Consider the following 10,790-nt stretch of genomic DNA (forward strand, 5'->3'; position numbering starts at 1 on the left):
TCTCTTCTCTTTGAGTCCAAACCCGATTACAGCTCGCCTCTGATCGAACAAACCGAAGAATGCTCTGTAACTGCCCAAACAGAGAACGATGCGGCTATCCGCACCGCACTCCTCAAACTGATGGATAAATGGAAATCTTCGGCCAAGGCCTACGAAGTGAAACCTGAGCCTCAGACGGAAGAGAGCGCGGGATTCGCTGAAACAGTCATCCTTCCTGTACGAGATACCCGCCCCCAGCATTCACCTGAAAAGAAGGAAACTATTCCGGAAGAAACCGTCGTCATCTCCAGTGGGACTGAAGAGCAACTTTCGGAGACGATCATTATTTCCCCTACTGAGTCCGGAAAGCAGCCCGAACCCGGTGCAGAATCGAGCAAAAACATACAGCCTGCTCAGAAAAAGAGCGCACGGGAGGCACAGGGAGAGGAGTTCATTGCTGAGACGGTAATACTTACAATCGATAAGAAGGAGAGATGAAAAAGTGGGTCCGGTCTTATGAATGAAACCGCTTCACTAGAAGAACTCGCAGAAAAGCTCAGAGCTCTCAGCCGATCAAGTGCTTCTCTTGACGCTTCGATAGAGGAGTACCTCGACGACAAACTACGCCATGTGGGCAGCGCTGAACGTCTGGGTCTGCTCGAGAAACTGGTAACCCGATTTGACAAAAGCTCCGAACCGAAGACAGGCCTTTCTCTTCCGTCCGAAGAATCTTCACGCCTGCTCTCCCTGTTGCTGGGGAAGCAGATCTCGATATCTGACCTTTCATACGAGGAACTATCAGAGAAATTGGCTCAATCGCTAAACACGGTCTTTAACACGCTTAATCAGATCATCAGCGTCATCAACACTACGTTGCTCGGACACGGGGCTGAGCAGGAGACCATCCGTCAGATCATCGGCATGCACATAGGAAGTGGGGGCGGTGACAATTCGCTCCAGAATTATCTGGACCAGATCCAGGAGGCTTTCCTGACGGCTCATAAGGCATTCAGTCAGGCCACGGGAGAACTCATCAGGGAATTGCTCAATGAACTGGATCCCGCGAGAATCGAGGCGTCACTGGAAAAGAGCTTGAAATTTGGCCCCCTGCGCAAGGCCGAGCTGTTCGATTCCTACAAAGATCGTTTTGGTGTCGTTAAAGAAGGTCTCGATTCGGGGCGGCTCATGGAAAGGTTTTTGAGGGAATTTGAAAGAATTTGTCAAAGGCTCTATAAAACTGAACCAAGGAGGGTCTCTTGAAGAAGCGCGTGTATAGCTTGTTAGTTGTTTCGGCAATTATGACTCTTGCCGCCTGCAGTTCAGTAAGTCGTTCGCCGGAATACTCCTACAAGAAAGAGGCCGTGTTTCTCACGTTGCGAGCCGACCCTCAATTGAACCTTTACCAGGGCAGCCCTCACACCATTGTGGCGTGTACCTACCAGCTCAGAGATCCTAATGCATTCAACCAACTTCTCGACGAGAAGGATGGGCTGCCGAAGCTTCTGGAATGCGGCCGCTTTGACGCGAGCGTTGCCTACACCAAAAGACTAGTGATACAGCCCGGTCAGGAAGTAAAGGATAGCCTTGACCGCGCTGAAGGTGCAAAGTACGTGAGTGTTGTTGCGGGTTACTACAACCTCCAGAAGGGAAATGCGGCACGCCTGTTTCCTATTCCTGTCGGCACAATGAGCTCGAAACCTCAGAACGTTACCATAGAGCTTTATCTGGGTCCCGACGCAATTCAAGATCTGAAGAGGCGATAATGGAGATTGAAAAATCCTTATACTGGCACCAGGGGCTGTTTCTGCAACCTCAGCACTTTCAGTTACTCGAGCGTTCACTGCAGTCTCTTTTTCTGCCGCTCTATGATTACGCTGAACCTCACTTCTGGGGCGTCGGCGAGATGGAGATTCAGCAGGCCGCACTGGGCACCAGGTCTCTCAGTCCGCTTAAAGCCAACCTGTTGTTCTCAGACGGCTCTCACGCGGTCTTCCCCGGAAACGCTTTCTTGGAACCCAGGCTCTTTGAAGAGGCGTGGGTGGAGGGAGGCAGACCACTAACCGTGTATGCAGGATTAAGAAAATGGAACCATGCAGGAGAGAATGTCGCCGTTGTCGAAAAACTTGAAGATACGCTCCCGGTCACCACGCGCTATATCGTGCTGGCCGATCCGGAAGATGTCAAAGACATGCACTCCGGAGGGCCTGTCGGCAAGATTCAGCGTCTCCACTACAACATGAAGCTTTTCTTCGAATCTGAAAAGGAAAAATTGGGCGATTATCTCCTGGTTCCCATTGCTCAGCTCGAAAGGATGGGTGACGAGATTCGATTCTCTGAGAGGTTCATCCCCCCCTGCCTTGCGATCTCCAGCTCACAGCCCCTCATGAAACTCATAAGAGAGATAAGGGATCAAATCGCAGCTCGCAGTCATCAACTCGAGGAACTTAAGAGACAGCGAGGCATTCAGACAGCGGAGTTCGGCTCGAGAGATATGGTCTATCTTCTGGCGCTGCGATCGCTTAATCGGTACGTACCATTGTTCTTTCACATCACGGAAGTCAGACAGGTCCACCCGTGGGCTGTGTACGGGCTTCTCCGTCAGCTCATAGGAGAACTCTCTTCCTTCTCGGAAAAAGTGAATGTCATGGGTGCGACCGAGAGTGAAGAGCAAGCTCTCCCCAGGTATGACCACGAGACTCTCTGGGATTGCTTTTCACAGGCTCAGATCCTGATATCTCAGCTCCTGGACGAGATCACCGCCGGGCCAGAATACATGATCCGACTCGTCTACGACGGAACATACTACGCTGCAGAACTCAAGCCCGCGGTTTTCGAGGCTCGTAACCGCTTTTATCTCGTCTTCCGAACCGACGCGGATCCAAAACCTGTTATTCAATCGGTTACATCTATTGCCAAGTTAAGCTCAAGAGAACACCTTCCCATCCTGATCGCACGCGCCCTGCCAGGAGTGAGACTGGAGCATCTTCCGGTCCCACCACAGGAACTGCCGCGCAGGGCTCATTCCATCTATTTCGCCGTCGATTACCAGAGCGACCAATGGGCGCCTGTAAAGAAAGGAAATAATGTCGCCTTTTACTGGGATAATGCGCCGGAGGATCTGGACGTCGAATTGATGATTGTAGGGAGATGAGGAGAAATCCTAAATCCTAGTGTCGAAATCCTAAACAATTCCGAATGCCCAAAAACCCAAACCTGACTGGGCCCAGGCCTCCAGTTTGGAATGTTTGATATTTGAATTTGTTTGGGATTTAGATATTCGATATTGAGATTTGATCGGCGGGTGTAGCAGCCGCCTGCGTGGGCCGTCGGAAAGTATACACTTGAAGCCAAATCGATGCTCGGAGGGAATATGCATTTGACTGATTGCTTCATCGAACTCGTGGCCTACGTGACCTACTTCAGCAGGACTGCTGCCACAAAGCAGCCTGCGTACGAGCAGGTCAAGGCAGACATGTTGCGCCTTCTCACGAAGAGTGAAGAGTGCGTGAGGAAAGGCTGGTTCTCACAGGAAGACTATGATCAGGCGCGATTCATGATCTGCGCGTGGGCGGATGAGTCGATCCTTGCATCAAAGTGGCAGCATAGAGGACAGTGGCAGAGAGAGCAGCTTCAACGTATCTTCTACAACACGACGGAAGCGGGTGAGGAAGTTTTTGAGCGCCTGAACCGGCTCGCATTTCACCAGAAGGATGTGAGGGAACTTTATTACCTTTGCCTCAGCCTGGGATTCAAAGGAAGATTTCTCAAACCTGAAGATGAGTACCTGCTCGAGCAGCTGCAGAGCTCGAATCTCAAGCTTCTTCTGGGTGGGTCGCCAAGCGTTCCGTCTTTGGAAAAGACGGACCTTTTTCCTGAGGCTTACCCTGCAGGCACAGCAGACCTGGGATACCAGAAGAAGAAGTTTCAATTTTCCGTCACCTCAATGGCCGCGCTGGCAGCACCGGTCCTGATATTTGGCCTCTTATTCGTGATTTATCGTTTTTCACTGAGCGGCATAGCTGAGCACGTTTTGAGGACGGCGTCCAGATGAAAAACTTACTGGTAAAGATTCTTAAGGTCTCACTCGTCGCTTTTTTGGTTCTGCTGATCATTCTGCTGGTCTTTGGCCTCGTTGTATGGATGGATTCTCCATGGTGGGTGGGGCTGGCAGTGCTGGCAATCCTTGCAGCCGCCGGAATCGGATTCCTTTTCTTGCGGAGGATTCTTACCAGACGCCGGGAGCAGCAGTTCGTCCAGGAGGTGATAGAACAGGACGAAGCCAGGATAAGAACGTTCACCGGAAAAGAAAGAGACGAGATGAAAGCGCTCCAGGACCGCTGGAAGGAGGCTGTCGACGCCTTGCGCCGTTCCCATCTCAGAAAAATGGGCAATCCGCTCTACGTATTGCCGTGGTACATGGTAATCGGTGAAAGCGGGTCGGGTAAGACGACAGCAATAGGCAGCGCAAAGCTCTCATCGCCCTTTGCCGAAGTGAGGCGTGCTTCCGGCATATCAGGCACAAAGAATTGCGATTGGTGGTTTTTTGAACAGGCCGTAATCATCGATACGGCAGGCAGATATGCCATCCCCGTTGATGAAGGAAGAGACAAGGAGGAGTGGCAAAGATTTCTAGCTCTCCTCATCAAATACAGAAAAAAAGAACCGCTTCACGGGCTCATCGTTTCCGTAGCTGCTGACAAGCTCCTTGGCGCTTCGCCCGAAGTCCTGGAAGAGGACGCGCACAATATTCGGCGCCGCATCGATGAACTCATGCGGGTTCTCGGGGTAAAGTTCCCGGTCTATCTTTTGGTGACCAAATGTGATCTTGTGCAGGGCATGACCAATTTTTCCGAGCAGCTTCCGGATAAAGCGCTCGACCAGCCCATGGGTTTTATTAACCAGAACCTCTCAAAGGATGTCGCTGCCTTTCTTGATAATGCCATGACCACCATCGGCGAACGGCTCCGAACGCTCAGGATTCTCATGCTGCATCGTCCGCAGTCAAAGAACGTCGATCCCGCTCTTCTGCTCTTCCCCGAGGAGTTCGAACAGCTCAGAAAAGGTCTTGCAGCCTTCATCGTGGCCGCCTTTCATGAAAACCCATACCAGGAAACGCCTGCGCTCAGAGGACTCTTCTTCAGCAGCGGCCGCCAGGAAGGCACCCCTTACTCCCATTTTCTGGAAGCCCTTGGTCTCATCGGAGAAAAGGAGATCCTTCCCGGAACAAGCAGGGGGCTCTTCCTGCACGAATTTTTTGCCAGGATCCTGCCATCGGATCGGCGCCTCTTTGCTCCTACCACACGAGCCCTTGAATGGCGAGCTCTCACGAGGAATCTCGGGCTCACGGCATGGATTCTCCTGGGCGTAGCGCTTTGCGGCCTTCTCAGTTTCTCTTTTGTGAAAAACCTGAGAACTGTCAGGGTAGCTACGCATGAGCTTGGCCATGCCCCTGCGTTAAAGGGTGAGCTTCTCACGGATCTTACGACCATGGATCGCTTTGCACAAACGATCCTGAAGATAGAAGGTCAGAATCAAAACTGGTGGATGCCTAGATTCGGATTGAACGAGAGTCTCAAAGTGGAGGCCGCCCTCAAAGAAGAGTACTGCAGGCAATTTCATCAGGGATTTCTGGGTCCTTTTGATAAACAGATGGCGGACGCCATGCCCAGGCTTCTCACCGCAGGAGCCACGGATGACATGGTGTCGCAATATGTCGTTCATCTCGTGAGGCGCATCAATTTGCTTAAGGCGCGCCTTGAGGGGCAGGGATTCGACAAATTGAAGAGTAAACCTCAGCCCTCATACGTCTCTGCTCTTGCATCAGACCAGACAGCAGGACCTGAGGTGAGAAAAAAATTCGGCTATCTGTATCTCAACTATCTGACCTGGCGCGGCGATACGGGTGATATCAACAAGGAAACGGCAGTTCTGCAGTCATGGCTAAAGGATCTACTGGCTTCGCGTAACCTCCAGTGGCTCGCCGGCTGGGTAAACAAAGAAGGGGGCCTTGCTCCTGTGACGTTGTCTGAATTCTGGGGAGGCTCTGTGACGTTGCCCGACGAGAAGGTGGTCACTCCAGCCTTCACACGCAAAGGAAAGGAGATGATCGACGGCTTCCTGAAGGAAACGGAATCAGCGCTGATCGATCCGGTGTTGCTTGGAAATCGTAAAACAGAATTTGAGAAATGGTATCGTACTGCTTCATTTGATACGTGGCAGACATTCGGGACATTTTTTCCCAAGGGAGTCGGCAAATTAAAGGGCTCAAAGGAATGGCTTCAGATGGCTCCCAAAATGGCAAGCGACAAAGCACCCTATTTTGCATTCTTCAGTAAAGCAGCACTCGAGTTGGAACCATTGGCGCGCACAGAGGGGACGCCTGCCTGGCTGCAGCAAGTGTATCAATTTCAGCTAGCCCGGGCTCAGTCTGTGGGTAAGACCGAAGGCACGGTTGCAAAGGCTGCTGAAGAGGGCAAGAAGATAATGGGAGCTATAGAAAAAAGATTGGGTAAGGATCTGGGAGCAGATGCCTTGGAGGCGCAGATCGCCGCCGGCAAAGCCTACCAGGATTTGGTAGCCGCATTAAACTCCATCGCTCCGGCAGCCGCTTCAAAAGCTCAGTCATACCAGCTCGCTTCTCAGACGTTTACCGAAGAACCAGCCGCCGGCAAGTCGCCGTTCTACGCCGGCTACGCTGCGGCAAACCGGCTGAAGGCAGGGATAGGCAGAGGCAGGCCCGTCGAGGATGTGATCGGCAGAATGATAACAGGACCCCTCGATTTTCTCTGGACCTGCGTGAGAATGGAGACAGCCTGCTACCTTCAGGCACAGTGGGAGGAAAAGGTGCTGGCAGAAGCCCAGGGCGCAAGCGGCGTACAGGCGATTCAGCTTATTCTTGGACCGGATGGTCCTGTATGGAAATTTGTCAAAGGTTCGGGTACAGCGGCTCCATTCATGGGATGGAGCATGCAAAGGGGATACTATGCTAAAGAGATTCTCGGAGGCACGATACCGTTCGAGCCCGCATTCTTTGCTTTTCTCGCCAAAGGGGCCAAGGTTACGGCAGCAGCAGCCATGCCAAAGAAAGAGAACTTCAACGTGATGATCAAAGGACTGCCGACAGACGCGAACACTGACGCGAAGATCAAGCCGCACGCCACAAGACTGGAACTTCAGTGTGCAGGCAACGTACAGAGCCTGGTGAACCAGAATTACCCTGTGAACAAAACATTTGTCTTTACACCTGATGGCTGCGGAGATGTGCTCTTCCAAATTGAGATCAGTGACATTGTCCTGACCAAGAAATACACGGGTCCCCGTGCATTCCCGGAATTTCTGCACGACTTCAGGGGTGGAAGACACACGTACAGCCCGAGTGATTTCCCCGTGGAACGGGCATCGCTGGAACGCCTAGGAATCAAGTACATACATGTAAATTACCAATTCAGCGGAGAGAGCGCTATCATGGGAGCCGCGAGTTCTGGCCCCGGCCAGGCACCGAGGCACGTTGTGCAATGCTGGAAAGACTGAGACCGGAACGCCAGTGGCAGTGGGCAGCCTACGGAAAGCATCCTGCAGCAAAGGATTACTTTACACTCGGCCAGGGCTTTCCTTTGCTCGTCAGTTTTTCAGGCTGGATAGAAAATGGCTATCAGGTACTCGTCTCGAAGGAGAAGCCTTCGGGCTCGCGCTGTTCCTGGCGATTCTGGACCAGAGAGGCGCGCAGAGATAACGTCGTGTGCGGCATCATATGTGAGAGCACCGACGGTCTTGCGCGTCCGTACCCGCTTCTGATCATAGGGACCGGCCCTCTGAAGGACTGGTCGGCCCAGTGGGATCTGGTGCCGCTCGCTTGTGACGCTGCGTGGACTCACATGGAAAATGTCTCCACGAGAACCTTCGGAGATCTGAGAGAACTTGAAGAAGAGGTTCGAAGCCTACGGGTACCGGTGGGGGACTGGTTGGAGTTGGCCAGAAAGAGGGAGCGTTTCCGGGAGCCGGAGTCGTTCGGCGCCACGATGGCGGCTCTCGCCGAAGGTACAGAATACTTTTTCCCGATGGCGCAGATCCCGCTGCGTGAGCGTACCGAGGCGGTGAGCCTCTACCACTCTTTAATGAGATCCCGTGTCGAAACCGCGCCGAATGCCACATTCATGGGAGGTTCGACAGAGAAGCCGTATATGGCATTTTTCAGACGCCCCCTGTCCCAGGCTGATTTCATTCGCCTGTGGTCAATGGCCTTTACGAAGAAGGATCCCGCAAGTTGATGGAGGGCCGCTGAAACGTCCGGATTCTGCAATTTTGATTGCGCGCGGACAGAGGCTGTGCTACTATTCTTTTCGAGTTCCCTAAGCGCTTGCGCATGAATCCTAAGGATTTGATCAGGGCAGGCAAACTTTCCGAAGCTCGCGAACAGCTCACCGCGGAGGTGAAAGCTTCTCCCTCTGATGTGAGTAAGCGTGTACTTCTTTTTCAGGTTCTTTCTTTTTACGGTGAATGGGACAAGGCAGGAGGTCACCTGGATGTAATTGCCTCACTCGACCCTCGTTCTGAAACAGGTGTGCAGACGTACAAGAACCTGATACAGGCAGAAAAGGAGAGACAGGAAGTCTATACCCGCAAAAAACTTCCCGGCTTTCTCGGAGGGATCCCATCCTATCTTGAGCTCTACTTTACCGCCTGGGAAAAGCTGAATCAGAAGAAGCTCAAGGAGGCCCGTGCTCTTTATGATAAACTGAGTGAACTCCGGCCGAAGATAGCAGGAAACATCAGCGGAAAAAGTTTCAGCGGTTTTCGTGACACGGATACTTTCCTGTCCTTCTTTTTGGAAGCCATTGTTCACGAACGCTATATCTGGATACCCTTCGAATCGTTGAGAGAGCTTTCTGTCAGGCAGCCCAAGACCCTATTTGATCTTCTCTGGTCTGAAGCGCGCATTGTGACATGGGAAGGGCTAACAATAAACTGCTATGTGCCTGTCCTCTATCCTGATTCTTTTCTGCATCATGACGACCGCGTAAAGCTGGGCCGACTGACAGACTGGAAGCCTCTGGGCAGCAAGTTTGCGAGAGCGTCGGGGCAGCACGTCTTCGGTGTCAACAGAGAAGAGGTCGCAATCCTCGAGTTAGGGGACGTCACGTTTAAGGCACCAGAGGCAAAAAGGCACTGATGAAGCAGAAAATAGACATCGATGCTCTTCTGGCTCCCATCCCCGGCGGAAATCCGTCGGGAGATGATGTACGCTACAGCCAGATCTTTGAGGATATAAAAGAGGCCAGAAAATCTGAGGACCCACTCGAGGTGGGCGAGTCGAAGAATGAAATAAAGACAGCTGACTGGGAGAAGGTTGTTAAGCTGTCTGTCGAGGCGCTCACCAATAAGAGCAAGGATCTCCAGATCGCCGCCTGGTTGACCGAGGGCCTTCTGGCAACGGAAGGCTTCGAGGGGCTCGCGACGGGCCTCAAGATTGCCACGGGTCTGCTGCAGGACTTTTGGGATACGCTGTACCCTCCGGTCGAAGATGGAGACCTCGAATTCAGAGCTGCCCCTCTAGACTTCATGAATGAAAAACTTTGGTCCGCAATTAAACAGTTACCAGTGACAGACGAAGGAAAAACCCCCGGCTACTCCTGGTTCAAGTATCAGGAATCGCGGGAGGTCGGCTATGAATCAGACACAAGGAATAAGTACGGCGACGTTGACGAGAATAAGAAGAACAAAAGAGACGAAGATATCGAAGATGGAAAGATAACGGCTGAGCAGTTTGATGCTGCCGTGGCAGCATCTTCGGGAGCCTTTTATAAATCTCTGGCCGAGCTCTCGCTCTCGTGCTTCGACGAGTTCAAAGTATTGGATGCAACCGTCGATGAGAAATTCAAACAGGAGGCTCCGAGACTCGCGGAACTTGGCAAGGCAATCGAGGAGTGCAATCAGCTGGTGGCCAGAATCTGTAAAGAGAAGAACCCTGCCGGCGTTGAAAAATCTGCGTCCGCAAAGAAAGAGAAGCAGGCCGCGCCCACGGCGCAGAAAAAAAGCGCGGATGATCAGGGCGTAATGACATCCGAGGAGGTGCCCCTCCCGATGAGAGTGCCAATCGTATCAGGGGAAAACTCAGACGGAGCCGTGTGGGACGACGCCGTGCAGGTGATGGAGACATCAGGCGTGAAAGAAGCGCTCGACCGTCTGCTCACAGCTTCCTTCAGCACCGCGTCAGTGCGGGACAAGAACCGTTACAGGCTCATGATGGCGAAGCTGTGCCTCAGGGCCGAACGGGCTGACCTCGCCCGTCCCATAGCCGAAGAACTGTATGCGCTCATGGAAGAACTCCATCTCGATCGCTGGGAATCTCCCGTGTGGATAGCAGAGGTGTTGAATGTGCTCTATCAATGCCTCATGAGCGGAGAGCCATCTGATGACGACCTCGGGAGAGCCAGAACGCTTTTCCAGAGGCTTTGCACCACCGATGTCACGAAGGCACTAACATACAGGCAGTGATCGTGTGAAGAAGGAGCAGCTTAAAGAGGCTCGCTTCCGGGTATCTGAAGGCAATAAGATTTACCAGTCTAGTAGAAAGGAGAGCATATGCCAAAGAAAGAGAGTCAACAGCATAAACTTGACAGGGTAAGAGCTCCGAGAGTCCAGATAACGTACGATGTTGAGGTGGGCGATTCAATTGAGATGAAGGAGTTACCTTTTGTGCTCGGGGTGCTGGCTGATCTGTCCGGCAGACCTGATGAACCGCTTCCCAAATTGAAGGACAGGAAATTTATAGAATTAGACCGTGACAATTTCAATGACGTGCTTGCCGGCAT

General features: G+C 52.4%; 10 protein-coding genes. All 10 read left to right on the forward strand.

The window, feature by feature from the left end:
• Positions 1-477 (forward strand): hypothetical protein (locus VMT71_11875; GenBank protein HVN24661.1); only part of this gene is annotated, 477 nt, incomplete at its 5' end.
• An 18-nt stretch (positions 478-495) separates the two neighbouring features.
• Positions 496-1,239 carry a type VI secretion system-associated FHA domain protein gene (locus tag VMT71_11880; protein HVN24662.1) on the forward strand — a complete coding sequence of 248 codons (744 nt, stop codon included), beginning with the start codon at positions 496-498 and terminating at the stop codon, positions 1,237-1,239.
• The gene (tssJ, locus tag VMT71_11885; GenBank protein HVN24663.1) at positions 1,236-1,742 is read left to right on the forward strand and encodes a type VI secretion system lipoprotein TssJ; all 507 of its coding nucleotides are present in this window, start codon (positions 1,236-1,238) and stop codon (positions 1,740-1,742) included. The genes VMT71_11880 and tssJ overlap by 4 nt, the downstream gene beginning before the upstream one ends.
• Positions 1,742-3,130 carry a type VI secretion system baseplate subunit TssK gene (tssK, locus tag VMT71_11890; GenBank protein HVN24664.1) on the forward strand — a complete coding sequence of 463 codons (1,389 nt, stop codon included), beginning with the start codon at positions 1,742-1,744 and terminating at the stop codon, positions 3,128-3,130. The genes tssJ and tssK overlap by 1 nt, the downstream gene beginning before the upstream one ends.
• 219 nt (positions 3,131-3,349) lie before the next feature.
• Positions 3,350-4,030: a DotU family type IV/VI secretion system protein gene (locus tag VMT71_11895; GenBank protein ID HVN24665.1), complete on the forward strand. Its 681-nt coding sequence runs from the start codon at positions 3,350-3,352 to the stop codon at positions 4,028-4,030.
• On the forward strand, positions 4,027-7,509 hold the full coding sequence (locus tag VMT71_11900; protein ID HVN24666.1) for a type VI secretion protein IcmF/TssM N-terminal domain-containing protein: 3,483 nt from the start codon (positions 4,027-4,029) through the stop codon (positions 7,507-7,509). Before VMT71_11895 ends, VMT71_11900 begins: the two co-directional genes overlap by 4 nt.
• Positions 7,494-8,246 (forward strand): TagF domain-containing protein, encoded by a 753-nt coding sequence (locus VMT71_11905; protein ID HVN24667.1) that lies wholly within the window; start codon positions 7,494-7,496, stop codon positions 8,244-8,246. The genes VMT71_11900 and VMT71_11905 overlap by 16 nt, the downstream gene beginning before the upstream one ends.
• Before the next feature lie 95 nt (positions 8,247-8,341).
• Positions 8,342-9,148, forward strand: a complete 807-nt coding sequence (locus VMT71_11910) for a type VI secretion system accessory protein TagJ (GenBank protein HVN24668.1) — start codon at positions 8,342-8,344, stop codon at positions 9,146-9,148.
• Positions 9,148-10,473, forward strand: a complete 1,326-nt coding sequence (tssA, locus tag VMT71_11915; protein HVN24669.1) for a type VI secretion system protein TssA — start codon at positions 9,148-9,150, stop codon at positions 10,471-10,473. The genes VMT71_11910 and tssA overlap by 1 nt, the downstream gene beginning before the upstream one ends.
• An 87-nt stretch (positions 10,474-10,560) precedes the next feature.
• A partial coding sequence (locus tag VMT71_11920) for a type VI secretion system contractile sheath small subunit (GenBank protein ID HVN24670.1) occupies positions 10,561-10,790 on the forward strand: 230 nt, incomplete at its 3' end.

The sequence above is a fragment of the Syntrophorhabdales bacterium genome, assembly GCA_035541455.1.
Taxonomy (GTDB): Bacteria; Desulfobacterota; Syntrophorhabdia; order Syntrophorhabdales; family WCHB1-27; genus JADGQN01.

Excerpts from the sequence above, each read along its gene's own strand:
- VMT71_11880 (HVN24662.1), top strand. The coding sequence starts at position 496 with ATGAATGAAACCGCTTCACTAGAAGAACTCGCAGAAAAGCTCAGAGCT.
- tssK (HVN24664.1), top strand. The coding sequence starts at position 1,742 with ATGGAGATTGAAAAATCCTTATACTGGCACCAGGGGCTGTTTCTGCAA.
- VMT71_11895 (HVN24665.1), top strand. The coding sequence starts at position 3,350 with ATGCATTTGACTGATTGCTTCATCGAACTCGTGGCCTACGTGACCTAC.
- VMT71_11900 (HVN24666.1), top strand. The coding sequence starts at position 4,027 with ATGAAAAACTTACTGGTAAAGATTCTTAAGGTCTCACTCGTCGCTTTT.
- VMT71_11905 (HVN24667.1), top strand. The coding sequence starts at position 7,494 with ATGCTGGAAAGACTGAGACCGGAACGCCAGTGGCAGTGGGCAGCCTAC.
- VMT71_11910 (HVN24668.1), top strand. The coding sequence starts at position 8,342 with ATGAATCCTAAGGATTTGATCAGGGCAGGCAAACTTTCCGAAGCTCGC.
- tssA (HVN24669.1), top strand. The coding sequence starts at position 9,148 with ATGAAGCAGAAAATAGACATCGATGCTCTTCTGGCTCCCATCCCCGGC.